This is a genomic window from Streptomyces genisteinicus (genome assembly GCF_014489615.1).
In the GTDB taxonomy this organism is placed as follows: Bacteria; Actinomycetota; Actinomycetes; order Streptomycetales; family Streptomycetaceae; genus Streptomyces; species Streptomyces genisteinicus.
This window is the reverse complement of record NZ_CP060825.1, coordinates 6,254,503-6,280,398: the sequence shown is the minus strand read 5'-3', so window position 1 is coordinate 6,280,398 and position 25,896 is coordinate 6,254,503. Positions and strand designations below refer to the sequence as shown.

Here is a 25,896-nt window from a genome sequence, read left to right as displayed (position 1 = left end):
ACTACGCGCTGTTTTCAGAACGTGACGACGATGCCGGTGTGCGGCCGCTTGCCCAGCCGGGCGACGGTCGCGGGCCAGTCCACGAGCCAGAACTGCCAGGTGTACTTGCGGGCGAGCAGCCTGCGCACGCCGCGCATCCCGTCCGGCCCGATCAGCCGCGCCGTGCCCGCCGCCGTGGGGGCGCCCTCCTCGATCCTGCCGCGCGCGTCGCAGACGGTGACCTGCACCCGGCTGTCGTTGCGCAGGCGCTTGACCTTCCAGGAGTCGGAGCGGGTCCAGACGTACACCTCGCCCCCGTCGACGGCGAACCAGACCGGCGTCGCCACCGGGGTGCCGTTCCTGCGGTAGGTGGTGAGGCTGATGTAGCGGGCCGCGGCGAAGCTCTCTGCGCTCATGCCGCAGAGGCTACGCGGCCCGCTCCCCCGCCCCCGGCGCGGGTACCGGCGCGCAGCGGGTGACGAGGTCGTCCATCGACAGGCCGAGCGCTCCGGCGAGGGCGGCCACGGTGAAGAACGCGGGCGTGGGCGCGCGGCCCGTCTCGATCTTGCGCAGCGTCTCGGCGGAGAGGCCCGCGACGGCGGCGATCTCCGTCATGCTGCGGCCGCCGCGCGCCTCGCGCAGCAGGCGGCCCAGGCGCTCGCCGCGTTCGTGCTCTTCGGGAGTGAGAGGGGTGCGGACCATGCCGTTATTCTAATCCCGCGGTGGGCGGTATTTTAATACCGGGAGGACCGGTATAGTAATTGGCATGGTGGAGATCAAGACAGACGCGTCCATCGACGCGATGCGCGAAGCGGGCCGGGTCGTGGCCCGTGCCCTGAAGGCGGCCCGGGAGGCCGCCGCGGTGGGGGTGTCCCTGCGGGAACTGGACGCGGCGGCCCGCGCGGTGCTCGACGAGGCGGGCGCCACGTCGCCCTTCCTCGGGTACCACCCCGACTGGGCGCCCGTGCCCTTCCCCGCCGTGCTCTGCGCGTCCGTCAACGACGCGATCGTGCACGGCGTCCCGGGCGACCTGCGGCTGCGCGACGGCGACGTGGTGAGCCTCGACTGCGGTGCGGTGCTGGACGGATGGGCCGGCGACTCGGCGGTGACGTTCACGGTCGGCCGGGCGCGCCCCGCCGACACCCGCCTCATCCGGACCGCCGAGGAGGCCCTCGCCGCCGGGATCGCGGCCGCCGTGGTCGGCAACCGGATCGGCGACATCGCCCACGCCGTGGGGCGCGTGTGCCGGGCCGCGGGATACGGCATCCCGGACGGCTTCGGCGGCCACGGCATCGGGCGGCAGATGCACGAGGACCCGGGCGTGCCCAACGAGGGCCGCCCGGGCCGGGGCATGCCGCTGCGGCACGGCCTGGTCCTCGCCATCGAACCGATGGTCATCGCCGGGGGCGGCGACGACTTCCACACGGCCCGCGACGGCTGGACGCTGCGCACCAACGACGGCAGCCGCGCCGCCCACGCCGAGCACACCGTCGCCGTCACCGCGGACGGCCCCCGGATCCTGACCGCGCTCTGAGGGCCCCGCCGCGGGCGCACCGGCGGGCGGTGTCCGTCCTGTCCCCGACGCCGGGTTCGGCCGCGGGGCGGGACGGCTCCTCGTGTGGGTGACCCCCTCTCGGCCTGCTTTCCCCGAGCCGCGCCGCACGGCGGGGCGTGCATCCACGGAGAGGAAACCAATCTGCCCTCCGGCACGGCCTGTCCGACATGCCGCTCCCGACACGCGTTCACGTTTCCGGGGCCACGGGACGGCGGGAGGATCCGCCGTACGACCCGCCTCCGGGCGGGCGGAGTCGACCATCTCGGGGCAAGGAGTGCGGCATGACGGTGGACCGGGAGCGCGCGGACGAGGACGCGAAGCCTTGGATCAGAACGGTGGCGGGCACCGGGGCGACGGGGTTCGCCGGCGACGGCGGCCCCGCCCCGGCGGCCCAGCTGAACCGCCCCTACGCGGTCGCCGTGGACGGCATGGGCACGCTCTACTTCTCCGACTACAGCAATCACCGGATCCGCAGCATCACGACCGACGGCAGGATCTCCACGGTCGCCGGGACCGGCGTCGCGGGGTTCCGGGGGGACAACGGCCCGGCTCTCGCCGCGCAGCTGAACTGCCCGCGGGAGCTGGCCGTGGACGGCTCCGGCACGCTGTACGTCGTCGACGCGGGCAACCACCGGGTCAGGAAGATCACGGCCGACGGCACGATCAGCACCGTCGCGGGCAATGGCACCCCGGGCTTCGCCGGCGACGGCGGCCCGGCCACCGCCGCCCGCCTCAACCTCCCGCTCGGAGTGGCGGTGGACGGCACGGGCGCCGTATACGTCGCCGAGTACCACAACCACCGGGTCAGGAGGATCGCGGCCGACGGCACGATCAGCACGGTGGCCGGGACCGGCGCCGCGGGGTTCCGGGGGGACGGCGGTCCCGCGACCTCGGCGCTGCTGAACCGCCCGTACTCGGTCGACGTGGACGGCGCGGGCGCGCTCTACGTCGCCGACGCCGAGAACCACCGGATCCGGAAGATCGCGGCCGACGGCACGATCAGCACGGTCGCGGGCGACGGCACCGCGGGCTTCGCCGGCGACGGCGGCCCGGCCACCGCCGCCCGCCTCAACCTCCCGCTGGGGGTGGCCGTGGACTCCACCGGCGCCCTGCACATCGCCGACCACCGCAACTTCCGGGTCAGGACGGTGGCGGCCGACGGCACGATCGGCACCGCCGCGGGCACCGGCACCACCGGCTTCGCCGGCGACGAGGGGCCGGCCGCCGAGGCGCAGCTGAGCAACCTGTACGGCCTCGCCGTGGACTGCGTCGACGCTCTCCACATCGCCGACCACCTCAACAACCGCGTCCGGCGGATCGCGTCGCCGAGAATGGCCGGGCTGCCCGAGTCGGGCACCGTGGTCTCCTGGGCCAACCTGCGCAGCAGACTGCGGATGTCCGTCCTGCGGGAGTCGACCAGGGACGGAGCCGAGATCCACCAGTTGCTGGCCGTGCCCCGGGACCATCAGCGGTGGCGCCTGGTCGCGTCCGGCCACGACGGCGGCGAGGTCCTCTACCGGTTCGAGAACGTGCGCAGCGGCAAGGTTCTGGAGGCCGCCGACGCGTCGTGGGAGCCGGCCGGTCCGGCGGTCGCACAGCGGGCGTACGCGGGCAGGGACGCGCGCCATCAGCACTGGAGGCTGATTCCGGTGGCCGCGAACGGCACCCCGGGGGTCTACGAGATCGCGAACGGCGGGAGCGGCCTGCTCCTGCGGGTCGACGGCAACGCCCGCACCGTGATCCGGCAGGGCAGGGCCGAGGGCGACCACCGCGACCGGCAGTGGCAACTGCTCCCCGTGTGAGCCGCGAGGGGCCCGGGGGCCGGACGCCCCCGGGCCCGGGCCCGGCTCGGCGTGGGGAGGCCCCCGCTCACCGGTCCGCTCTGATCCGGACGCGCGACCTCAGCGGTCCTCGCCCGCGGGGTCGGGGGCCTTGGGGGTCTCCGGCGTCTTCGGGGGTTTGCCGAAGTCGCTCTTCGCCGGCCGGCTCGCCAGGTCCTCGTCCTTCCGGAGGTCGTCTTGCCCCTTCACCGTGGCGCTCGCCTCGCGCATGCCGGCGGAGGCCGCGCCGGAGACCGAACCGGGGTCCTGGGCGTACCGGGCCTGCGCTCCGGCGCTCGCCTGCGTCACCTGGATGAAGGACCCGAGGAAGCCCAGGACGGCACGGGCCTCGGGCGACTGCTCCTGCACGGTCTTCGCCCGGTACGAGGCACCGTGGATCGCGCTGCTGAACAGGCTGGTGCTCGTGTCGTCGTACGTGGTCTCGTCGGCGTCCTCGAAGTCGACGTCCTCCCCCGGCCGCGGCTTCGTGCCGTCGGTCGTGACGGAGAACAGCCCCGCTCCCTTGCCCGCGGAGTCGAAGATGTTGTGGAACACCATGGTCGTCACCTCTGTCGTCGGTGCGGCAGTGCCGCGGGGTCAGGGCTGCTTGTACAGCGTCTGCTGCTGGACGGTCAGGTCCTCGCCGTCGAGCAGCGCGTGATGGACCTCGAGGGCGGAGACGACCTCGGCCAGGCCCTTCATGCGGAAGCCTCCCGGCGACAGGCCGATGTCGCCGATGTCCCGGGCGACCAGCCGGTCGAGGCCGGGGTAGGTCCCGGACTGCGGCGGGGACAGGACGGTGACCGGCACGGCGTAGTTCACCGCCACGAGACCGGAGAAGGCGACCGGGATCTCGTAGGTGTACTGCCGACGGGTGCGCCGCTGGCTGACGACGGTCTGCACACGGGAGTTCGCCGGGACCTTGCCGGAGATCTGCGACCTCGACGTCCAGCTGGTGCTCAGGGAACCGCCGACGGTCGCCGCGATCCCCAGCGCCAGCTGGGCGTTGAGCGACGCGTTGCCGGTCGCGCTGCCGGTGGTCGTGAAGCCCACCGAGTTCGTCATGGCGTTGGACGCGGTGCTCGACGCGGCGTTCCGCGTGGACGTCTCGGTGGCCTGGGCGTTGTCCACCCCGACGCTGTCCTTGCTGTTCTTGTTGGTGACGGTGGTCGTGTTCCTGTTCGCCATCTCGTTCTGGCTCTGGGCCTGGAGCTGGGACTGGAGATCCAGGCGGAGCTGGTTCTGCAGCTGCAGTTGGAGTGACGCCCCGACGCTGCCGCCGAACGTGAGCTTCGCATCCCCGTTGAGCGACCAGGTGACTCCGTTGGAGACACTGAAATCGATCGAGTCGGTGAACGTCATCTCGGACTGGCTGCGATTGACGTACGTACGTGAGGAAAACGTGTCCGGCGGGGGCTGGCCGATATTTCCGCGCACCTCGATCAAAGGCTCTCCCAGATTCATGTACGCAATCCAGCCCCGCTGGAATGCGGTGCCCGGGAAATCACCGAAGCTCGATTTGTTCACGGAGAATCCGACTGGCTTGTGCTTCGCTCCGTAGTCGTCGACGAAGACCAGATCCGGGTGGTCCAGGATGGTCTGCCAGGTCTGTTCGATGTCGAGCTCCCGAAGGTTCCTCTTGGTCAGAGGCTGACGCTTGGCCTGTACCAGGCTGTACGCGTGGGGAGGCATTTTCCGTCCTCGATCGAGTCGACTGAATAGCGGGCCGATGAATGCGGGCAGGAAAGCGGGCGCCGCGGAATGCGAAGCTAGCACGGGCTCCCGGAGCCGGGAAGACGCGTCGTCCCCAAGCGCTCAATCGAGTGACAATGATCGCCGGGCATTCCGGCACGCGCGGTCCGCCGTTACGTTGGGGCCGATGGCCGCCGGGTCGCGGAATTCCATGCGGACCATTCCGTCGCGGCCGCGTCAGCACATTCGGGCGACACGTTTATCGGTATTCCACGGACAGGGGACTCCTCCATGTACACCCAGGAACGCACGGCGACGGCCAATCTCGTGGTCGGCGGCCCGGTCGCGGTGAACAGCTACGACAACGCGATCGTGGCGGCGCTGGTCGAGAACCGCCCGGTCATGCTCGTCCACGCCTTCAACGGCGGCTACCTCCGGCCCGCCGAGCTGAAGGAGGAGAGCCATGACAAGGGGGTGAAGCTGGCCACCGCGCTCGACCCGGCCACCAAGGAGGCACAGGGGCACCTCTGGTACATCACCCCCGCCGGCTTCTTCGGACAGCGGCCGCTGTACCTCCTCGAGAGCGCCGCCGGCCAGGTCCCACCGTCCGCGGGCACGGCCGCCGCCGACGCGGGGCGGGGCGACGACGGCAGTCCCAGGCCGCAGCGGCGGCGCGTCACCGTCCACCAGGACGCGCCCCGGAGCACGGCCGACACCGTCCAGGTCGGCCTCCCGGGGAAGGTCGGCGACAAGTGGCGCGGGAAGAACGGCGCACCGGAGGACACCCAGCTCTGGGTGGTCACCGTCACGCCGTGGGGCGGGATCACCTTCGTCCCCATCACCCACCCCGACACGATCCTCGGGTTCAAGGACCACACGGTGACGGCCGACGGCGAGGTGCGCGTCACCTACAACTGGGGCGGGGACTTCACCGGCACGGTCATCAACACCTTCTACCCGCGGCTCCCCAGTGAGTGGAACGTCCCCTACCACCACGTCTTCACCTGACCGGCCGTCATCACCCGGCCCCGCTCCCGTCGAGTCCACGTCCCCACCGCCCGGAAGAGGCAGCCCGATGCCCGTGCCCACGGAAGAACTGAAGCTGGAGATCGTCAACGCCGCCACGGGGGAGGCCCTGGGCTCCAGGTCCGCCCCGAGCGCGGACGGAGCCCTCGTCGTCCGCCGCTTCCCCGCCGGCGGGCCGGGGCCGGAGCAGTGGCGGCTCAGTCCCCTGCCGGCCGCCGACGGTGCACAGGCGTACGTGATCCGCAACGCCGCCGGCGGCAAGGTGCTCGACGATCCGGCCGCCGCGGACCGGGGCGTCCGCCAGTGGACCCCGGCCGCCCGCAGCAAGGCGCAGCAGTGGCAGATCGTCCCCGTCGACGGCGAGGCCGGCCTCTTCTTCGTCGAAGGGGCCGACGGCTGCGTCCTCGACCTGGCCGCCCCGGGGGCGGAGGACACCCGGGTCGTGCTGCGCGCCTACGACGACAACGCGGAGAGCCAGCGGTGGCGCTTCGTCACGGCGGAACCCGAGCGTGTCGGGGGCCCGGTGCTGACCTGGGCGGCCCGGGACCACTGGAACGGCCGGCGGTCCTGGCCGCTGGTCCGCTCGGCAGCGCTGCGGCCGGTGCCCGGTGCCGACCCTTCCTTCAGCGACCTGCTGCGGGTGCTCGACAGGTACGGGAGCGATCAGGAGGCCGGAGGATGGCGGAGCGAGGAGGCCGCCCTGCCGCCCGGCGGCCCTGCGAACGGTTGGGCCGGGCCCGGTGCCCGGCTGTTCGCCGACGTCACGGGGACGGGGCGGACGGACATCGTCGCGCTCACACCGGCCAAGGGGCTGGTGACGTCCTCGGGCCGGGGCGACGGGACGTTCGAGGACGAGGAGCGGGTCCTGCACCGGCCCGTGCCCTCGCCGCATGCCGCGGACCTGTGGACCGTCGCGAACCTTTCGGACGACGGCCGGCCCGCTCTCGTCGTGCTCGCGGCCGACGGTGTCCGGGTGTCGTCCCAGGACGAGGAGGGAGCCTTCGCGCCCGCGGGCGGCAAGCTCGTGCTCACGGCGTTCGGCCACGGGCCGGGCGCCGGCGCCTGGCGGGCCGACCGCCATCCGCGCTTCCTCGCCGACACCACCGGCGACGGACGCCTCGACATCGTCGGCTGCCACGACGACGGCGTCCGGGTCTCGCACCAGAACGAGGACGGCACGTTCGCGCCCCCCGCCGACGAACCCGTCGTCAGGGCGTTCGGGCACGACGAGAAGGCGGGCGCCTGGCGGGCCGACCGCCATCCGCGCTTCCTCGCCGACACCACCGGCGACGGGCTCCTCGACATCGTCGGCTGCCACGACGACGGCGTGTGGGTCTCGCACCGGAACGAGGACGGCACCTTCACCGACCCCTGGTACGTCCTCGACGGCTTCGGGGTCGACCAGGGGTGGGAATCGGCCCGGGCACACCCCCGGTTCCTCGTCCCCACGGCACCGGGGGGCCCCATCGACCTCGTCGGCTTCGGCCCGCAGGGCGTCGTCGTCGCACGCGGGCGCGGGGACGGCACGTTCGAGTCCCCGCGGCTGGTGCTGAACGACTTCGGCGCCGCCCAGGGATGGTCGGGGGACAGGCACCTCCGCCTGCTCGCCGATGTCACCGGCGACGGCCGGGTCGGCATCGTCGGCTTCGGCGACGAAGGCGTGTGGGTGTCGCACGCGCGCGAGGACGGCGGCTTCGAACAGGCGCGGCTGGTGTGCCGCGGATTCGGGCACGACGACGCGGCGGGCGCCTGGCGGGCGGACCGCCATCCGCGCTTCCTGGCCGACGTGACAGGCGACGGACGCCTCGACATCGTCGGCTTCGGCGGTCCGGGCGTGTACGTGGCCCGCAACCTCTTCCGCCGCTTCCGGACCCGGTAGTCGTGTGACGCCGGCCGCCCGGTGCCGGGCGGCCGGCGTCACCGGCTCTCAGCCCGCCGCGCCCGCGTCCGGCGCCGCCCCGGCGACGAGGCGGGCCGCGTGCGCCTCGCCGAGGGAGACCGCGGCGGCGTGGCTCTCGATCGGCTGGGCCCGGGCGCCGGTGAACAGGATGTAGGTGACGCCCGAGGGGGCACCGCCCGTCGTCGGGTGCGGGTCGATGCCGAGCGCCTTCGCCGCCGCGTAGGACGCCTCGCCGATGATGCCGACCGGGCCGGTGTCCCCCACGACCCCGTAGACGACCCGGTCCCGGTACACCATCGCGGCGACGGTCCCGCCCCGGATGCCGGAGGCCCAGTAGTTCCAGAGGCCGCTCGCGCCGGGCACCACGACGAACGGCAGCTTCGCCGCGTCGAGATGCCGTCCGTCGGACTGCTGGAAGGCCGTCGTGGGCTGGAACCACTTGTCGGTGCGGCTGTTGCACTGGGCCGTGGGCACCCCGTCGCAGTCGATGTCGAGGTCCGCCCGCCAGTGCACGACGCCGCCCCGCTCGCATACGGGGACGTCCGCGGGCGCCCCGCGGTCGGTGCGGTACCTGCCCTGGGAGATCTGGCGGCAGTCGCCCAGCGCTGCCAGCAGGCGGTCGGCCGGGATGTTTCCCTCCGACCGGGCCGCGGCGGCGGCCGGGGCCGTCCGCGAAGGGGCGGCGGCCGGGGTGTCCGCTGCGGCGGGCAGCGCCGCGGCGGTGATGACGGCACATCCGGCGGCCATGGCCAGGACGGGGTTTCGCTTGCGCACGAGGGAGCCTTTCTGTCGCAGGGCTCCCTACCCGCGACCGCCCCGGCCCCCTCCGCGACGGCCGCCGGACGGGTGAGGCGCCCGCGGAACGTGCAGGTGACAGGCCGTCATGGCCCGCGGGCCGCACGGACCGCCGGCCCCGGCCGCCCCCGGGGCGGCGGGACCGTGCCGGTCCCGCCGCCCCGGGGTGGCGCCGCGTCAGTCCGCCGGGCGGACGACCATCGCCGAGCCGCCGCCCCGGCGCACCTTCTCCGCCGCGGCCAGCAGCCGGCCGTCGGGCAGCCGCTGGATGCCGGTGGCCGCTCCGATCTCCGGGTTCAGGCGGAAGCCGTGGCCGATGCCCTCCAGCCGTGCGCGCAGTGCGGCGTCGCCCCACAGGCCCGGTTCGAGTTCGGTGGTGGCCTGGTTGCGCTGGCTGGCGCGCGGGGCGGCGATGGCGTCGACGAGGGGCAGGCCACGGTCCAGATGCCCCGTCAGGGTCTGGATCACCGTGGTGATGATCGTCGCGCCGCCGGGCGATCCGAGTGCCACCACCGGCCGGTCGTACCGGTCCAGGACGATCGTCGGCGACATGGACGACCGCGGGCGCTTCCCCGGTCCGGGCAGGTTCGGGTCGTGGACCGCCGGGTCGGCGGGCGTGAACGAGAAGTCGGTCAGCTCGTTGTTGAGCAGGAAGCCGCGCCCGGGCACGGTGATGCCGCTGCCGCCGGTCGACTCGATGGTCAGCGTGTAGGCGACGACGTTGCCCCACTTGTCGGCGGTCGTCAGATGCGTGGTGTTCTCCCCCTCGTAGGTGGTGGGCGCCGCGCGTCCGCCCGTGCCGCAGGGCGCGGGCCGGCGCGGGTCCCCGGGCGCCAGCGGGCTGGTGAGGACCGCGTCGTCCTTGATCAGGCAGGCGCGCGCGTCCGCGAACCGCTGGGACAGCAGGCCGTCCGCGGGGACGTCCTCGAAGGCCGGGTCGCCGACCCAGCGCCCCCGGTCCGCGAAGGCGACCCGGCTCGCCTCGATGAACCGGTGCAGGTACGCGGCGCGGTCCGCGCGGGAGAGGTCGTACCGCTCCAGGATGTTGAGCGCCTCGCCGACGGTCGTGCCGCCCGACGACGAGGGCGCCATCCCGTAGACGTCCAGGCCGCGGTAGGAGACCTTGGCGGGTGCGCGCCGGATCGTCGCGTAGGACGTCAGGTCGCGGCGGGTGAGGCCGCCGGAGCGGACCACCCGGTCGGACCCGGGGGCCACGGGCGGGTCCTGGACGGTGCGGACGATGTCGTCGGCGAGCGGGCCGCGGTACAGGGCGCCCACGCCGTGGCGGCCGAGCTCGCGGTAGGTGCGTGCCAGGTCCGGGTTGCGGAAGGCGGTGCCCACGACGGGCAGTTCGCCTCCCGGCAGGAAGAGTTCGGCGCTGGCGGGGAAGTCCGCGAAACGGTCCCGGTTGGCCTCGGTCTGGGAGCGGAAGGTCGGGTCGACGGTGAAGCCGTGCTCGGCGAGGCGCTCGGCGGGCTCCAGCAGCCGCGCGAGGGGCCGGCTGCCCCAGGCGTCGAGGACGGTCCGCCAGGTGGCCGGGGTGCCCGGGGTGCCGACCGAACGCCCGGAGGTCATCGCCTCGTCGAACGGGATGGCCCTGCCGTTCTCGACGAACAGCGAGGAGTCGGCCGAACGGGGTGCCGTCTCGCGGCCGTCGACCGTGTGCACGGTGCGGGAGGCGGCGTCGTAGTAGACGAAGTAGCCGCCGCCCCCGATGCCGGCGGAGTACGGCTCGGTGACCCCGAGGGCGGCCGCGGTGGCGACGGCTGCGTCCACCGCGTTGCCGCCGCGGCGCAGCACCTCGATGCCCGCGGCGGAGGCGTCCCGGTCGACGCTGGCGACCGCGCCGCCGTGGCCGACCGCCACGGGGGTCTTCGCCGGTCCGTCCGCCCGCGCCGCCGGCGCGTGGGTCGGTGGCGCCGCCGCGCCGATCGAGAGAACGGCCGCGAGAACGGCCGGTACCGCCACGGTCCGTACGGCGGGACGGCGCATGCGTTACCTCCAGTGTGGACGGGTCCGCGCAGCGTAACGTCGCGGCCCCGGGGGCGTCAGGACCGCACGGCCCGCTTCGGGCCGGTGTCGAGCGGCACCGCTACCATGCGCCCCCATGACTGACGACGTACGCAACATCGTGCTCGGCGTGGTGGCCGCGGGCATCAGCGCCGCGATCGGCTGGCTCGCGCGCACCCATCTGTGGCGGCGCAGACTCCGCCGCAAGCAGGCGTTCTTCGGGCTGCCGGCGAACTCGGAGTGTGTGCTGGTAGTCAACCGCGAGGCGGGCCGGGACGGTTCGGTGCACCGGTTCGACGTGTTCGCGCTGCTCGAACTCTCGGCTCTGGTCAAGGGCTGCGGCGCCCATGCCCAGATCATCTGGCACGACATAGCCCAGCAGGGCTTCGGCGAGCGCACCGAGTTCTGCGTCGGCGGGCCGGTGTCGAACCGGCGGATGGCCGCCCATCTGCACTCGCTGCTGCCCGGGGTGACGATGAACACGGACGCCGAGCCGGGACCCGACCAGGGCGCGTTCCAGATCGGCTCGGAGCGCTACCGGATGGAGCCCGGGACGACCGAGTACGTGCTGCTCGCCCGGCTGACGAGCGGTCAGGACACCCGGCCCGTCTTCCTCTTCTGCGGTCAGCGCGCCATCACCAATCAGGCCGCCACCCGCTATCTGGCCCGCCACCACGAGAAGCTGGCACGCAAGCACGGGACCGGCTCGTTCGTGCTGCTGCTGAAGGTGGTCAACTCCCAGGCGTACGGCCCCGACGTGGTCGAGCTCGTCGCGGACGTGACCCGGCAGGCGCAGACGGAGCTGCCCGGCGCGCGCGCCTCGCACCGCGCCGCGTCCGCCTGACACGCGCGCGCCGGGCGCCGCACGTACCCCTCGCGGTACGGGCGGACCGGCGCACGCACCCCCGCGGTACGCGCTCATGCGCGCCCCCGGAGTGCGCCAAGGAGAGCGGCGCCCCACGCCGTCCGAATCGACGGCGCGGGGCCCGCTCGGCCTCGGCAAGCCGGCCGGTGGTGCACCGTGTGCCGGCCTGCATCGAGCACAACCCGTCCGGTCGGCAGCTGACCTTCTCCTCGCCGGCGGGCGGACCGTCGTTCGGACGGGTCCGCCGCACGGGGAGTGATCACCGGCTGCCTCCGGTCCCTGCTCCGGGCAGGGAAGGGCGATGCCCCATGAGCTGCTGCCCCTTCTGTCCCCCTGTCGGGGGGACCGGGGGCGGCCGCACCATCACCACGGGGATGAACGGCACATCGTAGTCCGCTTCGCGCACGGCAGGCGGGCGGACGGTAACGGACACCTCGTGAGCGGCATGGACGTCCCCCTCAGTGCTTGAGGATCTTGGAGAGGAAGTCCTTGGCCCGGTCGCTCTCCGGGCGGGTGAAGAAGTCGTCCGGGGAGCGGTCCTCGACGATGCGGCCGTCCGCCATGAAGACCACGCGGTTGGCCGCCGAGCGGGCGAAGCCCATCTCGTGGGTGACCACGATCATCGTCATGCCCTCGGCGGCGAGCCCCTGCATCACTTCCAGCACCTCGTTGATCATCTCCGGGTCGAGTGCGGACGTCGGCTCGTCGAAGAGCATGACCTTGGGGTCCATCGCGAGCGCCCGGGCGATGGCGACGCGCTGCTGCTGGCCGCCGGACAGCTGCGCGGGGTACTTGTCCGCCTGGTCGGCGAGGCCGACCCGGTCGAGCAGTTCGCGGGCCCGGCGCTCGGCGTCGGCCTTCGCGCGGCCGCGGACCTTGACCGGTCCGAGGGCGACGTTCGACAGCACCGTCCGGTGGGCGAAGAGGTTGAACGACTGGAAGACCATGCCGACGTCGGCGCGCAGCCGGGCGAGTTCACGGCCCTCCGGGGGCAGCGGCCGGCCGTCGATCAGGATCGTGCCGGACTCGACGTCCTCCAGGCCGTTGACGGCACGGCACAGGGTGGACTTCCCCGAGCCGGACGGCCCGATGACCACCACCACCTCGCCGCGGCCGACGGTGAGGTCGATGTCCTTGAGGACGTGCAACTGTCCGAAGTGCTTGTTGACGTCACGCAGCTCGATCAACGGATCGACGGCCATACACTGCCCTGCCCCTGGTCGCTGTGTCGCGGTGATCGCAAACTATCCAGGCGGGAAAGGCACTTCGCAGCCGACACGCATAAGGGGCGGATAAGGCGTATGAGGCGAGAATATCCCCGCTCCCCGTCCGGCCCCGGAGGGACCGGACGCGCGCCCCGCGGGCCCCGGGCGCTCAGCCCCGCACCGCGGACGGCCACCGGGCGCTCACGCCTCGGCGGCCTCCGCGTACACGTGGGAGAGCTCGGGTGCGCCGTTGACCGCCCAGTCCAGGCCGGCCTCCACCACGCCGATCTCGCGGCCCGACGCCAGCCGGACGACCGGGTGGCCGCCGGGCCAGATGTGCCAGGCCGCTCCCGGGACGGTGCGCACGATCACGGTGCCCAGGTAGAGGCCGGCGTCGTTGCCCAGCCAGGGGAGTTCCTCGGGGTCGTCGCGCCAGCGCGGCGGCAGCTGGTCGAGCGCCGACAACGACCCCGGGGAATCGTCCAGTTCGAGCCCGGCCTGCTTGGCACGCGCCCGCAGCAGCTCGCACTCGGACAGCAGCTCGGTGATCGCCTCGGCGCGCTCGGGGTCGCCGTCCTGGGCCGTGACGGGCCCGTCGCGCTCCCCGTCATCGGCGTGGCGCCTGAGCCAGTTGTCCAAGAAAGGGATGTTCATACCGTTCAGCCTCGCATCCCCACCGCCCGGTGCACCACAGGGCGCGCTCCGGTGAACCCTACGTGTCCAGGTCGACAACGACCGGTGCGTGGTCCGACGCGCCCTTGCCCTTCCGCTCCTCGCGGTCGACGTAACTGTCCTTGACGGCACCGGTGAACGCCGCGTTGCCGTAGACGAGGTCGATGCGCATGCCCCGGTTCTTCGGGAAGCACAGCTGCCGGTAGTCCCAGTACGTGAAGGGGTGGTCGTACTTCAGCGGGCGCGGGACGACGTCGCTCAGCCCGCGCTCGCGCAGCGCGGCGAGCGCGGCGCGCTCGGGCACGGTGACGTGGGTGAGGCCCTCGAAGGCGGCGGTGTCCCACACGTCGTCGTCGGTGGGGGCGATGTTGTAGTCGCCCATCACCGCGAACGGCCGGTCGCCGGCGGCGTCCCCGGCGACGGCGGCGGACAGCGCCTCCAGCCAGTGGAGCTTGTAGCCGTAGTGGTCGTGGGCGACCTCCCGGCCGTTCGGTACGTAGACGGACCAGACGCGGGCGGGGCCGCAGGTCGCCGAGACGGCGCGGGGCTCCAGGGCGCCCTCGTACTCCGGACCGCCGGGCAGACCCTTGACCACGTCGTCGAGGCCCACGCGGGACACGATCGCCACGCCGTTCCACCGGCCGGTCGCGTGGACGGCGGACTCGTAACCCAGCTCCCGCAGGGCGTCGGCCGGGAACTGCTCCTCGGTGCACTTGGTCTCCTGGACGCAGAGCACGTCCGTGCCGCTGCTCTCCAGCCAGGCCAGCAGCCGGGGCAGCCGGGCGGTGATCGAGTTGACGTTCCATGTGGCGATGCGCATGGCGCAAGCCTACTGGCGGGGTCGGACACTCCCGCCCTCCGCGCGGCGGCCCCGCCACCGCCCGCCGGGCCTCCCCGCCCCCGGTGGCGGGGCGGGGAGCCGCGGCACCGCCGGCGGGGGTGCCGCGGAGGCGGGACGGCGGGTGCGGAAGCGGGGCGGGAGGTGCGGACCCGCGCCGTGCGCAGGGGCGCACGCCGGTGCGGCGGTACCGGTCGTGCGGGACGGTCAGGCGGGGCCGCCGAGCTCGCGGGACTCCCCCGGGGCGAGCCGGCCGTGGTCGGCTCCGCCGAGCGCGCCGATCTGCCGGTCGTAGATCGGCCGGGCCAGATCGGTGAGCAGGGCGTCGTGGATGTCGATGGCCCGGCGGGGCGCGACCTCGCGCACGTAGTCGATGACCTCGGAGATCTTGTTCCAGGGCGCGTGCACCGGCAGCATCAGGGTCTCGACCGGCCGGCCGGGGACGGTGAGCGCGTCGCCGGGGTGGAAGACGGCGCCGTCGACGAAGTAGCCCACGTTCGTGATCCGCGGGATGTCCGGGTGGATCACGGCGTGCAGCTGCCCGTGCACCTCGACGGCGAAGCCCGCCGCCTCGAAGGCGTCGCCGTCGCCGACGGTGTGCACCCGGCCCGCGAACGCGGGCGCCATCCGTTCCGCGACGCTGCGCAGGGTCCACAGCTCGGCGGCCGGGTTCGCCTCCAGCGCCGCCCGCAGCCGTCCCTCGTCGAAATGGTCGGGGTGCTCGTGGGTGACGAGCAGGACGTCGGCCCCGGCGGCGGCGTCCTGCTCGCTGAAACCGCCGGGGTCGATGACGAGCGTGCGCCCGTCCTTCTCCAGCCGGACACAGGCGTGGGTCTGCTTGACGATCCTCATGCGTCCATCCTGCTACGCGGCGGGAGCGGTCCTGCGCCACGCGCCGGAGGGTCCGGCTGTCGCACTCCGAGGGCCGCCACGCGCCGGAGGGCTGCCCGCCACGCGCCGCGGGGCCGCCCGCAGCACGCCGGAGGGCCGCCACGCGCCGGAGGGTCCGGCCGTCCCGCCCGCGGCACGCCCGGGGGGTCTCCCGCTACGCGCGGGGGGTGGTCTCCTCACGGATCACGGCCTGGGCGACACGGAACGCCGCGTTCGCCGCGGGGACGCCGCAGTAGACCGCGGCGTGCAGGAACACCTCCCGGATCTCGGCCGGTGTCAGTCCGTTGCGGAGCGCGGCGCGGGTGTGGACGGCGAGGTCGTCGAGATGGCCGCCGGCCAGCAGCGCGGTCAGCGTGACGCAGCTGCGGGTCCGGCGGTCCAGGCCCTCCCGGGACCAGACGTCACCCCAGGCGTAGCGCGTGACCAGCTCCTGGAAGTCGCCGGTGAAGGCGTCGGCGGTGTCCGTCGCCCGGTCCACGTGGGCGTCGCCGAGCACTTCCCGGCGGATCTTCATGCCCATGTCGTAGGGGTCGGGCCGGCCGGCGGGCGTCTGCTGCGGCTGCTCGGGCGCGGCGGGCGCGATCTCGGCCACCGGCAGCACGGGCGCCGAGGTGGCCGGCGCGGCGCTCTGGATGACGGGGACCGCGGTGAGGGTGTCGTGCCAGGAGGTGGCGAAGTGGTGGGCGAGCAGGTCCGTGACGGCGGCGGGCTGCTCGACGGGGGCGAGGTGCGAGGCGCCGGGGACGAGCGCGAGGCGTGCGTCGGGTATCCCGGCGACCAGCGTGCGGGCCTCGGCGGGGCCGGTCACCTGGTCCTCGGAGCCCACGAGCACCAGGGTGGGCACGCCGACGCGCCCGAGGTCCGCCCGGACGTCGAAGGCGGCCAGCGCCTCGCAGGCGGCGATGTAGCAGCCGGGGTCGGTGGTGCGCACCATCTGCACCGCCCACTCGACGATCGCGGGCTGCGCGGCGGCGAAGCCGGCGGTGAACCAGCGCTCCGGCGCGCTGCGCGCCATGGGGTCGAGGCCGTTGGTGCGCACGACGACGCCGCGCTGGCGGAACTCGTCGGCGGTGCCGAAGCGGGGCGAGGCGGCGACCAGGGCGAGCGAGGCGACCCGGTGGGGGTGGCGCAGGGCGAGTTCGAGTCCGACGGCGCCGCCGATGGAGCAGCCCGCGTATCCGAAGCGCCGCACGCCGAGGCCGTCGAGGGTGGCCAGCAGCCGTTCGGCCAGCTCCGTGACGGACCCGGCGGGGCGGGCGGGGGCTCCGCCGTGGCCGGGCAGGTCGAACCGGATCAGCCGCCACCGCTCGGCGAGTTCGGCGATCTGGCGGTCCCACATGTGCCAGGTGGTCCCGAGGGAGGGTCCGAGGACCAGGACGGGGGCGTCGTCCGGCCCGTCGACGCGGTATTGCAGGGTGTTCGGTGGTATCTCGCTCACCCGTCAGACCCTCTCATCCCTCACGGGGCCGCACACGGCCGGTGCCCGCCTGCCCGGTGCCAACCTAACGGGTCGCCCCTCACGGCACCGTCACCGGTCCGCCCCGGACGGGCCCCGAGGGCATGCGCGCCGGTCCGGTGAGCGGGCAACCGCCGTGCCGCTCGCGCCCGTTGCCGTTCTCCCGGCGCCGGGGCTCCGCCGCTGGTGGGGGGAGCGGACCCGGGGCGCGGGGCCGTCCCGTCGCCGCCGCCCGGGGCGCCGCGCACCCCACCGGGACAGCGGACAAACCGGCCGGGACCCGCCGTTCCGGCGCACCGCCGCGCGGGCCGCGCCACAATGTGGCGGCCTCGCAAAGATCTGCGGCATCCGGCTTCACATGCCGCTTCCGGCAGCTTTCGCACGGATATGTTCCACCCGCCCGAGCGCGATCCGGGACAGCCCTCGCCCGTGCTGCCGCGGCCGTGGGGCCGGCGGTGCCGCTCCCACGTCCGGCGGCGCCGGTCCCACGGTCGCCCCACGTCGGTGCCAGCCGGGCGGTTCACGCCGCGCCGGCCGGGCGGTTCACGGCATGATGCGGGGACGGGAGAAGCGGAAGGCACCCGCGCCGCCGCCCAGTTGGAGCCAGAGGTGCCCGGGCTGGGTGACCACCCGCAGGGCGACGGCGGCGCATCCCGGGCAGCGGGCGGTCAGGCCGGGTTCGGGGCCGTAGACGTGCAACTCGGCCAGGGTGGAGGGCCGGAGGCAGGACGGGCATCTGCGCCAGGCGGTGGTCGGGTCGACCAGGAAGACCTCTCCGAGCGGGCCGGCCAGGGCGTTGCCGTCGAGGTGGAGGGGGTGCTCGTCGTGCTCGTTCATGGCGGGGCTCCTCACCGTGCGGTCGGGGTGTCAGCCGAAGCGTTCGGTACGGATCCGGCCGGGCGCGTATCCCGCGGCGAGCAGCAGGTCGCCGGCGTGCTCGACGAATCCGGTGGGGCCGCAGACGAAGCAGCGGCAGTCGGCAGGAGGGGGGAGGTCGCGCAGATCGGCCCCGGTCAGGCGTCCCACCGGGCGCGCGGCCCCCTCCGGCGCCGCGCGGGTCCACAGGTGCCGGACCCGGACGTGACGGGCCGCGGCGGCGGCGTCGAGTTCGGCGGCGTACCAGACGTCGTCCGGGCTCCGGACGGAGTGGAGCAGGGTGCACGGCTCGTCCGACGGGGACGCGAGGCGTGCGCGCACCATCGCCATCAGCGGGACGATGCCGGACCCGCCGGCCAGCAGCAGGAGCGGGCCCGCTTCCTGCGGCGTCCAGACGAACCAGCCGCCGAGCGGGCCGGTGACCTCGACCTCGGCTCCGACCGGCAGGTCGTCGGCCAGGTACGGGGAGACCTCGCCTCCGGGGGCGGCCTGGACCCCCAGTTCGACGCGCTCGCCGTCGGCGGGAGCCGCCAGTGAGTAACTGCGCACGGCCTGGTAGCCGTCCGCGGCAGTGAGCCGGACGTCGACGTGCTGACCGGGCCTGTGGCCCGGCCACCGCGGAACCTCGAACACCAGGGTCCGGCCCGTCGCCGTCTGCTTCGTGCGGCCGGTCAGGCGGGCCCGCCGCCAGCCGCGCATCAGTCGCTCCAGTAGCGCTGCTCACGCCAGGGGTCGCCGTAGTCGTGGTAGCCGGCCGATTCCCAGAATCCGGGCTCGTTCTCCGGCGTCAGGATCAGGCCCTTGACCCACTTCGCCGACTTCCAGAAGTACAGGTGCGGGATGACCAGACGGGCCGGACCGCCGTGGTCCGGGGCGAGTTCCCAGCCGTCGTAGGTGTGGGCCAGCCACGCCTTGCCGCCGGTCACGTCCTCCAGTGGCAGGTTGGCGGTGTAACCGTCGAACGATTCGGCGACGACGAAGTCCGCTGCGGTCTCCACCTCGTCGAGGAAGACGTCGAGGGAGACACCGCGCCAGCGGGTGTCGAACTTGGACCACCGGGTCACGCAGTGGATGTCGGCGGTCGGCTCCTCCTGGGGCAGGGCCATCATCTGCTCCCAGGACCAGGTCCGTGTCTCCCCCAGCTCGGTGGTCACGGTGAACGACCAGCGGTCCGTCGGGATCTGCGGCGTGGGCCCCGCGGACAGGACCGGGAACGACTCCGTCGGGTACTGCCCCGGAGGCAGCCGCCCTTCGAACGCGTGGGTCCTGCCCTGGAACCCCGGTGACAGGCTGCCCATGGGGTCACTCCTCTCGCTGGGACGGCCCCCGAGCGCGTTGTCCGGAGACCCCGTCGCGGAGGGGAACGCGCCGGGTCTCTCCCTCACCCAGGATCCCCGCCCACCGTGCGCGTGCAACCCGCCGCCGCGCTCGGCCGTCGCCGGCCGAGGCGTACCGCGGGCTCGCCGGGCATCCGGCGGCGGTCCGCCCCGCCCCGGACACCCCCGTGCCCGGCCGGCGAGGCCGGGCACGGGGGGTGCCGGGTCAGCTGCCGGGATCCGGCCGGACCGGCTTCTCCTGACCCGCTCGGGCCGCCTCCAGCTGTGCGGCGAACGCGATGCCGAGGAAGAGCGCGACACCGGTCACGTTGGCCCACAGCAGCAGGGCGACGAAGGCGGTCAGCGGTCCGTAGACCGCGCCGAACGAACCGCTGCGGCCGACGTAGAGCGCGAGCAGCCAGGTCGCGCACACCCACAGCACCAGATGGATGCCGGAGCCGAAGGCGAGCCACGTGTAGCCGGGCTGGCGCCGCCGCGGGGCCCAGCGGAAGATCACGGTCGAGGCGACACACGCCAGCGCGACGCCGATCGGCACGTGCAGGGCGCCCCACCAGCCGAGGAGCGCCGGCGGCAGACCGAGCGCGGTGACGACGGGCTCCCCCACCTCCTCGCCGGCGACGACGGCGAGGAAGCCGCCGCCGAGCGGGAGGCCCGCGCAGAGGGCGAGCAGGACGCCGCGGCCGTACTTGAGCGGGAAGGCGCGGTCGCGCTCGATGCCGTAGATGCGGTTGCAGCCGCGCTCGATCTGGGCCATCGCGGAGGCCAGGTTGAGGACGGCGAAGGCGAGGCCCGTCCACATCGCCACCGCACCGGCCGTGTCCGCGCCCGCGCTGCGGCGGGTGTCGGCGAGGGCCTGCTCGACGATCGGGGCGCTGGCGCCGGGCACGATGCGGGAGAGCACCTCGTCCACGACCCGGCCGACGGCCTCGGTGTGCAGGGTGGTGGCGACGCCGACCAGCGCGATCACGAAGGGCACGATGCCCAGGACCACCTGGTAGCCGAGGGAGCGGGCGGAGCTGAACCCGTCCGCGTACCGGAAGCGGGCGAAGGCGTCGAGGAGGAGCCGTCGCCCGCCGTAGCGGCGCAGGGCGGTGAGCGCCTCGTCGCCGGAGAGCTCGTCGCCCACCATGTCCCGCGTCTGGGGCACGTGTACGGCCGTTCCCATGGTCCCCCCTCGGTGTGCTCCGGCTCGTGTGCCCCCGGAGCCGGTCGTCAGACGTCACGGGACGGACGCGCTGCCGGGGGCCGTCCCGGCACGGGTGGCGCCGCCCCCGGGAGAAGCCCGGCGGCACCGGGAACCGGACCGTCTCACCTGGATGTCTCCAGAGGCAACAGCTTTGCTTTCAGGGGGTGTTGGCCATGCGCGGACGACGTGTGGGGGTCGCGGCGGCGTTTCTGGTGATGATCGCGGCCGGCGCGGTCACGGGGTGTTCGGCCTCCTACAACGACCAGCGGGGCAAAGGGGACGCCTCGGTGCAGGGCGGACGCGGGGACGACACACCGGCGCAGGTCTTCAACATGCCCGACGGGTTCGGGAACCTCGCCACCAAGTGCGTGGGCCACGGATACCGGGCGTACGTCACGACCAATGCCACGGGCCCGTCGAACGTCGAGATCGTCCCGGACGAGACGTGCACGGGATGAGCCGCTTCACCGGCGCCCGGCGGAGCGTGCCGGTGTGGGCCGCGGTGCTGGCGGGCGTCCTGCTTTCCGGGTGCGGCCCGCAGTACTACGAGGAGCGCGGCAAGGCCGACGCCCCCGTGCGGGGCGACGTGGGCGACGGCTCGCCCGCGGAGATCCACAACTTCCCCGACGGGTTCGGCAACGTGGCCTCCAAGTGCGTCGGTCCGGGCCGTCGCGGCTACGCGACGACCCAGGCGGTCCTTGCAGATCCGGAGGGCGGCGCGGGCGACGTCATCGTGATCCCGGCGAACGCGGTCGTGGTCGACGACCCCGGGTGCCGCGGCTGACGCACGCTCCGGCCGGGCACGGCCGTCCCGCCGGAGCGGCGGGGCGGCGCCGTCGCGCCACTGTGGGGCGCCGCCGTCCCGCCACCCGGGGCGCACGCACGCCCTCCGCATCCGGTCAGCCCGCGGCCCGCTCGTCGCCGTGCTCCGCGCGGGAGTGGAGGTGGTAGACACCGAAGGCCCGGCGGATGACCGGCTGGGCCACGTTGCGCACCCGGATCCCCCCGCCGGTCGCACCGTGCTCGGTGCCGGCGTGCGCGTGTCCGTGGACCGCGAGGTCGGCGCCCGCCGTGTCGACCGCCTCGGCGAGCAGGTAGCTGCCGAGGAACGGGTAGATCTCCGGCGGCTCTCCGGCCAGCGTGTCGGGGACCGGGGAGAAGTGGGTGAGGGCGACGCGTACGTCGCATCCCCGCTGCGCGAGGTCGGTGAGGCTCCGGTGCAGGCCGTCGGCGCAGCGCCGGGTGTACCGGACGAACTCCTTCATCAGCGGCTCGCCGAATTCGCTGCCGCAGCGTCCGGCGAATCCCCCGCCGAAGCCCTTGGTACCGGCGACGCCGACCCGGGTGCCGTCGATGTCGAGCACCGTGCCCTCGCCCTCCAGGACGCGGACGCCGGCGTCCCGGAGGATGGCGGTGACCTCTTCGGGCCTCTCGCCGTGGTGATCGTGGTTGCCGAGCACGGCGACGACGGGGACGGGGAGCCCCGCCATCTCGTCCGCGACCACCCGGGCCTCCTCGGGGGTCCCGTGGCGGGTGAGGTCTCCGGCGAGGAGCAGCAGGTCGGCGCAGTCCGACAGGGTGTCGTAGGCGGGCCTCAGCATCCCCGCGCTGTCCGGTCCCATGTGGATGTCGCCGACGGCGGCGACGCGGATCATGTCAGCTCCTCGGCGGCGGCGGGCGGCGTGGTGTCGGCGACCTGGACGTCCGCGTGGACCTCCAGCCCCGCCAGTTCCTCGCGCGCGGCGCGCAGCAGTTCCTCGCGGCATCCGGCGGTGGGCACCGTTCCCCGGACCGTCACGGACGTGCCGTGGTTCTCGATGCGCATGCCGAGTTCGGCCAGGCCGTCCGCGGCGAGCCGGTCCTGGAGGTGGCCGATCCGGTATTCGGTCTCCCGGGCGCCCGGGGCCTGCCCCGGCGCTGCTCCGTGATCACTCATGTCCGTCCTTTCCCGGGGCGCCCGTCACCGGGCGCGTTCCCTCACGGTCCGCCTGCGGGGCGACGACCTGGAGGCGTTCGAGCAGGTAGAGGAAGGCGGCCGGCATCGGCGAGTCCCCGCGGTCCCGCCGGACGAGCTCCCAGTCGACCTTCTCGCGCAGTGCCCGCGCGATGGGCAGCACGGCGCCGAAGTCGCAGTGGTGCTCCGAGAAGGAGCCGAGCAGGCTGCGGAGCAGATCGGTGGCCGACAGGACCGGCATCCGCACCGAGTCCACGGGCAGTTCCACGGCCCGGTCCAGGAGTTCGGAGGTGACGGGCTCATGGGCGATCTCGAACAGCAGGTCGACGTCCTCGCCCAGGCACTTCGCCTTCCAGAGCCAGTCCTCGGGCGGCTCGTAGACCGTCACCCCGCCTTCCCGCAGGGTGGCGGCGACGGCGTCGGCGTCCTCGCGGCGGACGCAGAAGTCCGCGTCGTGCTGGAACCGCGCCGCGCCGCCGTGCGCGTACACGGCCACGCTGCCCGCGAGGGCGAAGGCGTGCCCCTCCCGCTTCAGCAGCGAGCCGACCTGTTTGGCGGCCTCCAGGATCGCCTGGTGCCGGTCGACCGGGGGTCCGGCCTGCGGGGCCGTCTCCGCGGCGCCCTCCGCGCCCGGCGCACGGGCGGCGGCCTGCTCCCCCCGGGCGGCCTCGGCACGGGGTTCGCGCGCCAGGCGCAGGCCGGAGGCGTCGCCGTCGCCCGCAGGGTCGTTCGCGTTGTCCATCGCCGCTGCTCCATTCCCAGACATCACGGGCATCTGGTACCCCGCCGACTCTCTGCCACACGAGGCGGGGTCCCCGCCGGATCGCGGCCCGGCGGGGACCGGCCCCGAACGCGTGGCCGCCGGGGCGCAGTTGACGGGGGTGCGGCGATTGACAGCGACCCGAAGATCATAGTTAGGTTTGCCTTACCTAAGTTCTTGTGCGCATGTCCTGAGGAGAGGTCTCCCCCTATGACCGTCACCGCCCGCACCGCAGTCCGCGCCTCGATCGCCGTCGCCGCCGCGACCGCCCTGACCCTGGGCCTGGCCGGCTCCGCGTCCGCCGCCACCTCGACCCGCACGGTCACCGACGGCGGCACCACCTACAGCCTGTCGGTCACCGCCCCCGGCACCGCCTCCGCCGCCGGGCAGGTCATCTCGGTCACCGGCTCCGGGTTCAACCCCGGCCAGGGCGTCTACGTCGGCCTGTGCGTGATCGACGGCGCGCCGGGCACGAACAAGCCGACCCCGTGCCTCGGCGGCCAGGACGAGAGCGGCTCCACCGGCGCCTCGCACTGGGTCGACAACACCTTCGGCGGGCTCTTCGCCAACAGCTCGAAGTTCGGCTCCGGCGGCACCTTCGACGTCGACATCTTCGTCAAGGCGACCCTCGACGACGGCAGCGTCTGCGGCCAGGACGTCGACTGCGCCGTCGTGACCCGCGCCGACCACTTCGACAGCGGCGACCGGAAGTACGACGTCCACGTCCCCGTCACCTTCCAGTAACGGCCTTGACCGGGCCCCACCGGACGGGCCCGGCTCCCGCCCCGGCGGTGCCGGGCACACCGAGTGAGGACCCCGTCATGACCGCACACCACAGCCCGGCCGGCGCACCCCCGGCCGGGCCCTCCGCCCCCCGGCGCCCCGGACGGGCGCCCGCACTCATCGGCGCCGCGGCGCTGGTGGCCGCCGCGACCACGGCGGTCACCAGCGGCCCCGAGGCCCTGGCGGCCGGCACCCCGCGCACGGCCCTCGGCGCGGACGGGCAGAAGCTGACCGTCTCCGCGTCCACCGGGATCGACCCGGCCGGCGGGAGACTGCGCGTCACCGGCACCGGCTACGACGACGGCAAGGGCGTCTACGTCGCGGTCTGCAAGGACAACGGCGACAACCGCGTGCCCACCCCCTGCCTCGGCGGCGCCGACATGACCGGCGCCGGCGGCGCGTCCCGGTGGATCGTGCCGCGCGGCGACTCCGGCGCGGGCGCCGGAGCCGTCCCCTGGGGCGAGGGCGGCACCTTCGACGTCGAGCTGACGGTGCAGGCCGCCGGAGGCGGCCTCGACTGCCTCCGGGTCGTCTGCTCCGTCGTCACCCGCGTCGACCACAGGGGGGCCGGAGACCGCTCCCAGGACGTCCGGATCCCCCTCGCCTTCCAGGGACAGGAGCCGGACGACGGCGGGGACGGCGTCGACGTCCCGCCGGGCACCCCGAGCTGGGTCCAGGCGGCGGAGTCCGCCTTCGCGACCGGCAACGCCGGCCGCCCGCTCGACCTCCTGCTCCACCCGGAATCCGGCAGGCTGTACGTCGGCGCCGACAACATCCCCGACACCTCGACCGTGGCCGAGCAGGGCCTGTACGTACTGGACCCGGAGAGCGGCACGGCACTCGGGCACATCGCCCGGGCACCCGGCGCGGGCGGCGTGAGCGCCGCCCGGGTCGTGCGCAGGATCGTCGCCCCGCTGCCGGGCGACGGAGTCGTCTTCCACTACCCGCTGCGAGGCGTCGGCACCGCCCGGCACGGCGACACCGAAGCCCGCGGCATCTGGGCCGACGGAGCCTCCTACACCGGCGTCGGCCAGGACGCCGACACCTCCACCGTGCTGGTCGCCGCCGGCGGCGAACTGCGCCGCGTCGACATCGCCACCGGCGCGGTGGGGAGGACCGCGGCCCTGGAGGGCGCCGGCGACCTCGCCGTGGACGCGGTCCGGGGCACCGCCTGGTCCCTCGGGACCTCCGGGGGCACGCCCGTCCTGCGCAAGGTCGGCACCGCGGACTTCGGCGTCTCGGCCACGGTCCCGCTCCCTGCCGACTACATGACGTTCATCGAGACGGACCCGGCGACCGGCAACGTGTGGGTGGGCAACGGGACGTCCGTCCTCGTCTTCGACGAGGACGCCCGGCCGGTGGCCGCCCTCGGCGGCACGGACCGCCCGATGGCCGTCGCGTTCGACCCCGTCACCGCACGCGCCTTCCTGCTCCGGGAGGACCTGTCCGACGGCTCCACGGACGACACCGGCTCGCTGGAGATCCTCGACGCCGCCACCGGGGCCGCGGCCGCCGGCGCCGTCCCGCTGGCGGGCAGCGTCCGGGTCGGCACGTACGCGGGCGTCGCGGTCGCCCCGGGCGCCACGTCCGTGTACGTCACGAGGGCCGCGGAGAGCAAGGTCCTCCGCTTCGACCTGCGGACGTCCCCCCGGATCGTCCGCTCCCCCGCCGACCTGTCGGCCGCGGCGGGCGAGGAGGTCACGCTGGCCGCGGCGGCCGAGGCGGTCCCGGCGCCGACCGTGCGGTGGCAGGTCAGCACGGACGGCGGCCGGACCTGGTCCGGGATCGAGGGGGCGGACGCCGACGTCCTCACCTTCACCGCCCGCGCCGCCCAGGACGGCCACCGCTACCGGGCCGAGTTCGGCAACGAGGCCGGCACGACGCGCACCGCGCCGATGACGCTCACCGTGACGGAGCCCGGCGACGGCGGCGACGGGAGCGACGGCGGCAGCGGAGGCGACGGCGGCAGCGGGAACGGCGGCTCGGACAGCGGCGGAACGGGGGGTGCCGGAGGCTCGGGCTCGTCCGGCGGCTCCGGCGGCGACGGCACGACCGGCGGCTCGGGCGGCGACGGCACGGGGGGTGCCGGCGGCTCGGGCTCGTCCGGCGGTGCGGCCGGTGGTTCCGGCGCCACCGTCGGCGGCGCCGGGACGGCGGGCACCGGCGGCGGAAGTCTCGCCTCCACGGGCGCGAGCGCCGCCACCGTCGCCGGTGCCGCGCTGCTGCTCGCGGCCGGGGGCTGGTACGTCCGCCGCCGGTCCCGCGCGCCCCGCGAGGTCTGACCGCCGAGTGCCGC

General features: G+C 74.3%; 27 protein-coding genes. 9 read left to right on the top strand and 18 right to left on the bottom strand.

The annotated features are described in order from the left end of the window. Positions 1-14: 14 nt before the first annotated feature. Together IAG43_RS27035 and IAG43_RS27030 are read right to left on the bottom strand one after the other, a co-directional pair. Complete coding sequence (locus IAG43_RS27035; RefSeq protein WP_187743285.1) at positions 15-395, bottom strand: PPOX class F420-dependent oxidoreductase; 381 nt, start codon at positions 393-395, stop codon at positions 15-17. A gap of 10 nt (positions 396-405) precedes the next feature. Beyond that, positions 406-681 (bottom strand): helix-turn-helix domain-containing protein, encoded by a 276-nt coding sequence (locus IAG43_RS27030; RefSeq protein WP_187743284.1) that lies wholly within the window; start codon positions 679-681, stop codon positions 406-408. A gap of 64 nt (positions 682-745) precedes the next feature. On the opposite strand from IAG43_RS27030, the gene map reads away from it, so the two are divergent. Both map and IAG43_RS27020 read left to right on the top strand, forming a co-directional pair. Beyond that, on the top strand, positions 746-1,513 hold the full coding sequence (gene map, locus IAG43_RS27025) for a type I methionyl aminopeptidase (RefSeq protein ID WP_187743283.1): 768 nt from the start codon (positions 746-748) through the stop codon (positions 1,511-1,513). A gap of 302 nt (positions 1,514-1,815) precedes the next feature. Then, a complete protein-coding gene (locus IAG43_RS27020) occupies positions 1,816-3,336 on the top strand; it encodes an RICIN domain-containing protein (protein WP_187743282.1) in 1,521 nt (506 codons plus the stop codon). A 99-nt stretch (positions 3,337-3,435) separates the two neighbouring features. Here the strand turns inward: IAG43_RS27020 and IAG43_RS27015 are convergent, their stop codons facing one another. Together IAG43_RS27015 and IAG43_RS27010 are read right to left on the bottom strand one after the other, a co-directional pair. After that, entirely contained in the window at positions 3,436-3,912 is a 477-nt protein-coding gene (locus tag IAG43_RS27015; protein WP_187743281.1) for a hypothetical protein, read from the bottom strand. A gap of 39 nt (positions 3,913-3,951) precedes the next feature. Then, positions 3,952-5,046: a hypothetical protein gene (locus IAG43_RS27010; RefSeq protein ID WP_187743280.1), complete on the bottom strand. Its 1,095-nt coding sequence runs from the start codon at positions 5,044-5,046 to the stop codon at positions 3,952-3,954. Between the two features lie 291 nt (positions 5,047-5,337). Here IAG43_RS27010 and IAG43_RS27005 point away from each other — a divergent pair, with 291 nt between their 5' ends. Next, positions 5,338-6,054: a hypothetical protein gene (locus tag IAG43_RS27005; protein WP_187743279.1), complete on the top strand. Its 717-nt coding sequence runs from the start codon at positions 5,338-5,340 to the stop codon at positions 6,052-6,054. A 67-nt stretch (positions 6,055-6,121) separates the two neighbouring features. Further along, the gene (locus IAG43_RS27000; protein ID WP_187743278.1) at positions 6,122-7,951 is read left to right on the top strand and encodes an RICIN domain-containing protein; all 1,830 of its coding nucleotides are present in this window, start codon (positions 6,122-6,124) and stop codon (positions 7,949-7,951) included. A gap of 48 nt (positions 7,952-7,999) precedes the next feature. On the opposite strand, the gene IAG43_RS26995 is transcribed toward IAG43_RS27000, so the two are convergent. Both IAG43_RS26995 and ggt read right to left on the bottom strand, forming a co-directional pair. Further along, positions 8,000-8,746 carry a glycoside hydrolase family 75 protein gene (locus tag IAG43_RS26995; protein WP_246574575.1) on the bottom strand — a complete coding sequence of 249 codons (747 nt, stop codon included), beginning with the start codon at positions 8,744-8,746 and terminating at the stop codon, positions 8,000-8,002. A gap of 198 nt (positions 8,747-8,944) precedes the next feature. Beyond that, positions 8,945-10,759 (bottom strand): gamma-glutamyltransferase, encoded by a 1,815-nt coding sequence (ggt, locus tag IAG43_RS26990; RefSeq protein ID WP_187743277.1) that lies wholly within the window; start codon positions 10,757-10,759, stop codon positions 8,945-8,947. 115 nt (positions 10,760-10,874) lie between these two features. On the opposite strand from ggt, the gene IAG43_RS26985 reads away from it, so the two are divergent. Then, complete coding sequence (locus IAG43_RS26985) at positions 10,875-11,621, top strand: hypothetical protein (RefSeq protein ID WP_187743276.1); 747 nt, start codon at positions 10,875-10,877, stop codon at positions 11,619-11,621. Positions 11,622-12,100: 479 nt separating this feature from the next. Here the strand turns inward: IAG43_RS26985 and IAG43_RS26980 are convergent, their stop codons facing one another. The 9 genes from IAG43_RS26980 to IAG43_RS26940 all read right to left on the bottom strand — a co-directional run bounded on the left by IAG43_RS26980 (position 12,101) and on the right by IAG43_RS26940 (position 20,082). After that, positions 12,101-12,844, bottom strand: a complete 744-nt coding sequence (locus IAG43_RS26980) for an amino acid ABC transporter ATP-binding protein (RefSeq protein WP_187743275.1) — start codon at positions 12,842-12,844, stop codon at positions 12,101-12,103. 204 nt (positions 12,845-13,048) lie between these two features. Further along, positions 13,049-13,501, bottom strand: a complete 453-nt coding sequence (locus IAG43_RS26975; protein ID WP_187743274.1) for a DUF6278 family protein — start codon at positions 13,499-13,501, stop codon at positions 13,049-13,051. Positions 13,502-13,559: 58 nt separating this feature from the next. Further along, positions 13,560-14,339 (bottom strand): exodeoxyribonuclease III, encoded by a 780-nt coding sequence (locus IAG43_RS26970; RefSeq protein ID WP_187743273.1) that lies wholly within the window; start codon positions 14,337-14,339, stop codon positions 13,560-13,562. Positions 14,340-14,564: 225 nt separating this feature from the next. Next, complete coding sequence (locus IAG43_RS26965) at positions 14,565-15,209, bottom strand: MBL fold metallo-hydrolase (protein WP_187743272.1); 645 nt, start codon at positions 15,207-15,209, stop codon at positions 14,565-14,567. Between the two features lie 193 nt (positions 15,210-15,402). After that, positions 15,403-16,686 carry a bifunctional 3-oxoadipate enol-lactonase/4-carboxymuconolactone decarboxylase PcaDC gene (gene pcaDC, locus IAG43_RS26960; RefSeq protein WP_187743271.1) on the bottom strand — a complete coding sequence of 428 codons (1,284 nt, stop codon included), beginning with the start codon at positions 16,684-16,686 and terminating at the stop codon, positions 15,403-15,405. A gap of 561 nt (positions 16,687-17,247) precedes the next feature. Beyond that, positions 17,248-17,541 carry a DUF6510 family protein gene (locus IAG43_RS26955; protein WP_187743270.1) on the bottom strand — a complete coding sequence of 98 codons (294 nt, stop codon included), beginning with the start codon at positions 17,539-17,541 and terminating at the stop codon, positions 17,248-17,250. Between the two features lie 30 nt (positions 17,542-17,571). Then, the gene (locus IAG43_RS26950) at positions 17,572-18,279 is read right to left on the bottom strand and encodes an FAD-binding oxidoreductase (protein ID WP_187743269.1); all 708 of its coding nucleotides are present in this window, start codon (positions 18,277-18,279) and stop codon (positions 17,572-17,574) included. Then, positions 18,279-18,878 (bottom strand): molybdopterin-dependent oxidoreductase, encoded by a 600-nt coding sequence (locus IAG43_RS26945; protein ID WP_187743268.1) that lies wholly within the window; start codon positions 18,876-18,878, stop codon positions 18,279-18,281. The genes IAG43_RS26950 and IAG43_RS26945 overlap by 1 nt, the downstream gene beginning before the upstream one ends. Positions 18,879-19,122: 244 nt before the next feature. Further along, positions 19,123-20,082, bottom strand: a complete 960-nt coding sequence (locus tag IAG43_RS26940) for a YihY/virulence factor BrkB family protein (protein ID WP_187743267.1) — start codon at positions 20,080-20,082, stop codon at positions 19,123-19,125. 194 nt (positions 20,083-20,276) lie between these two features. On the opposite strand from IAG43_RS26940, the gene IAG43_RS26935 reads away from it, so the two are divergent. Together IAG43_RS26935 and IAG43_RS26930 are read left to right on the top strand one after the other, a co-directional pair. After that, a complete protein-coding gene (locus tag IAG43_RS26935) occupies positions 20,277-20,561 on the top strand; it encodes a hypothetical protein (RefSeq protein ID WP_187743266.1) in 285 nt (94 codons plus the stop codon). Then, the gene (locus tag IAG43_RS26930) at positions 20,558-20,887 is read left to right on the top strand and encodes a hypothetical protein (protein WP_187743265.1); all 330 of its coding nucleotides are present in this window, start codon (positions 20,558-20,560) and stop codon (positions 20,885-20,887) included. The genes IAG43_RS26935 and IAG43_RS26930 overlap by 4 nt, the downstream gene beginning before the upstream one ends. Positions 20,888-21,002: 115 nt before the next feature. On the opposite strand, the gene IAG43_RS26925 is transcribed toward IAG43_RS26930, so the two are convergent. From IAG43_RS26925 to IAG43_RS26915, 3 genes are read right to left on the bottom strand one after another with little or no spacing between them, the layout of a single operon-like run. Continuing rightward, positions 21,003-21,758: a metallophosphoesterase family protein gene (locus tag IAG43_RS26925; RefSeq protein ID WP_187743264.1), complete on the bottom strand. Its 756-nt coding sequence runs from the start codon at positions 21,756-21,758 to the stop codon at positions 21,003-21,005. Continuing rightward, entirely contained in the window at positions 21,755-22,039 is a 285-nt protein-coding gene (locus IAG43_RS26920; RefSeq protein ID WP_187743263.1) for a hypothetical protein, read from the bottom strand. Before IAG43_RS26920 ends, IAG43_RS26925 begins: the two co-directional genes overlap by 4 nt. After that, positions 22,032-22,799, bottom strand: coding sequence for a nucleotidyltransferase family protein (locus IAG43_RS26915; RefSeq protein ID WP_187743262.1), 768 nt, complete (start codon positions 22,797-22,799; stop codon positions 22,032-22,034). Before IAG43_RS26915 ends, IAG43_RS26920 begins: the two co-directional genes overlap by 8 nt. A gap of 228 nt (positions 22,800-23,027) precedes the next feature. Here IAG43_RS26915 and IAG43_RS26910 point away from each other — a divergent pair, with 228 nt between their 5' ends. Together IAG43_RS26910 and IAG43_RS26905 are read left to right on the top strand one after the other, a co-directional pair. Beyond that, positions 23,028-23,561: a hypothetical protein gene (locus IAG43_RS26910; RefSeq protein ID WP_187743261.1), complete on the top strand. Its 534-nt coding sequence runs from the start codon at positions 23,028-23,030 to the stop codon at positions 23,559-23,561. Between the two features lie 77 nt (positions 23,562-23,638). Then, positions 23,639-25,882 (top strand): LPXTG cell wall anchor domain-containing protein, encoded by a 2,244-nt coding sequence (locus IAG43_RS26905; RefSeq protein ID WP_246574574.1) that lies wholly within the window; start codon positions 23,639-23,641, stop codon positions 25,880-25,882. Positions 25,883-25,896 lie beyond the last annotated feature (14 nt).

Bases quoted from the DNA above. Each gene is read 5' to 3' on its own strand.
- IAG43_RS27005 (WP_187743279.1), top strand. From the start codon at position 5,338: ATGTACACCCAGGAACGCACGGCGACGGCCAATCTCGTGGTCGGCGGC.
- IAG43_RS27030 (WP_187743284.1), bottom strand. From the start codon at position 681: ATGGTCCGCACCCCTCTCACTCCCGAAGAGCACGAACGCGGCGAGCGC.
- IAG43_RS26965 (WP_187743272.1), bottom strand. From the start codon at position 15,209: ATGAGGATCGTCAAGCAGACCCACGCCTGTGTCCGGCTGGAGAAGGAC.
- IAG43_RS26935 (WP_187743266.1), top strand. From the start codon at position 20,277: ATGCGCGGACGACGTGTGGGGGTCGCGGCGGCGTTTCTGGTGATGATC.
- IAG43_RS26985 (WP_187743276.1), top strand. From the start codon at position 10,875: ATGACTGACGACGTACGCAACATCGTGCTCGGCGTGGTGGCCGCGGGC.
- IAG43_RS26945 (WP_187743268.1), bottom strand. From the start codon at position 18,878: ATGGGCAGCCTGTCACCGGGGTTCCAGGGCAGGACCCACGCGTTCGAA.
- IAG43_RS26930 (WP_187743265.1), top strand. From the start codon at position 20,558: ATGAGCCGCTTCACCGGCGCCCGGCGGAGCGTGCCGGTGTGGGCCGCG.
- IAG43_RS27015 (WP_187743281.1), bottom strand. From the start codon at position 3,912: ATGGTGTTCCACAACATCTTCGACTCCGCGGGCAAGGGAGCGGGGCTG.
- IAG43_RS26970 (WP_187743273.1), bottom strand. From the start codon at position 14,339: ATGCGCATCGCCACATGGAACGTCAACTCGATCACCGCCCGGCTGCCC.
- IAG43_RS26950 (WP_187743269.1), bottom strand. From the start codon at position 18,279: ATGCGCGGCTGGCGGCGGGCCCGCCTGACCGGCCGCACGAAGCAGACG.
- IAG43_RS27010 (WP_187743280.1), bottom strand. From the start codon at position 5,046: ATGCCTCCCCACGCGTACAGCCTGGTACAGGCCAAGCGTCAGCCTCTG.
- IAG43_RS26905 (WP_246574574.1), top strand. From the start codon at position 23,639: ATGACCGCACACCACAGCCCGGCCGGCGCACCCCCGGCCGGGCCCTCC.
- IAG43_RS26975 (WP_187743274.1), bottom strand. From the start codon at position 13,501: ATGAACATCCCTTTCTTGGACAACTGGCTCAGGCGCCACGCCGATGAC.
- IAG43_RS26925 (WP_187743264.1), bottom strand. From the start codon at position 21,758: ATGATCCGCGTCGCCGCCGTCGGCGACATCCACATGGGACCGGACAGC.
- ggt (WP_187743277.1), bottom strand. From the start codon at position 10,759: ATGCGCCGTCCCGCCGTACGGACCGTGGCGGTACCGGCCGTTCTCGCG.
- IAG43_RS26910 (WP_187743261.1), top strand. From the start codon at position 23,028: ATGACCGTCACCGCCCGCACCGCAGTCCGCGCCTCGATCGCCGTCGCC.
- map (WP_187743283.1), top strand. From the start codon at position 746: ATGGTGGAGATCAAGACAGACGCGTCCATCGACGCGATGCGCGAAGCG.
- IAG43_RS27000 (WP_187743278.1), top strand. From the start codon at position 6,122: ATGCCCGTGCCCACGGAAGAACTGAAGCTGGAGATCGTCAACGCCGCC.
- IAG43_RS26940 (WP_187743267.1), bottom strand. From the start codon at position 20,082: ATGGGAACGGCCGTACACGTGCCCCAGACGCGGGACATGGTGGGCGAC.
- IAG43_RS26920 (WP_187743263.1), bottom strand. From the start codon at position 22,039: ATGAGTGATCACGGAGCAGCGCCGGGGCAGGCCCCGGGCGCCCGGGAG.
- IAG43_RS27020 (WP_187743282.1), top strand. From the start codon at position 1,816: ATGACGGTGGACCGGGAGCGCGCGGACGAGGACGCGAAGCCTTGGATC.
- IAG43_RS26915 (WP_187743262.1), bottom strand. From the start codon at position 22,799: ATGGACAACGCGAACGACCCTGCGGGCGACGGCGACGCCTCCGGCCTG.
- IAG43_RS26980 (WP_187743275.1), bottom strand. From the start codon at position 12,844: ATGGCCGTCGATCCGTTGATCGAGCTGCGTGACGTCAACAAGCACTTC.
- IAG43_RS27035 (WP_187743285.1), bottom strand. From the start codon at position 395: ATGAGCGCAGAGAGCTTCGCCGCGGCCCGCTACATCAGCCTCACCACC.
- IAG43_RS26955 (WP_187743270.1), bottom strand. From the start codon at position 17,541: ATGAACGAGCACGACGAGCACCCCCTCCACCTCGACGGCAACGCCCTG.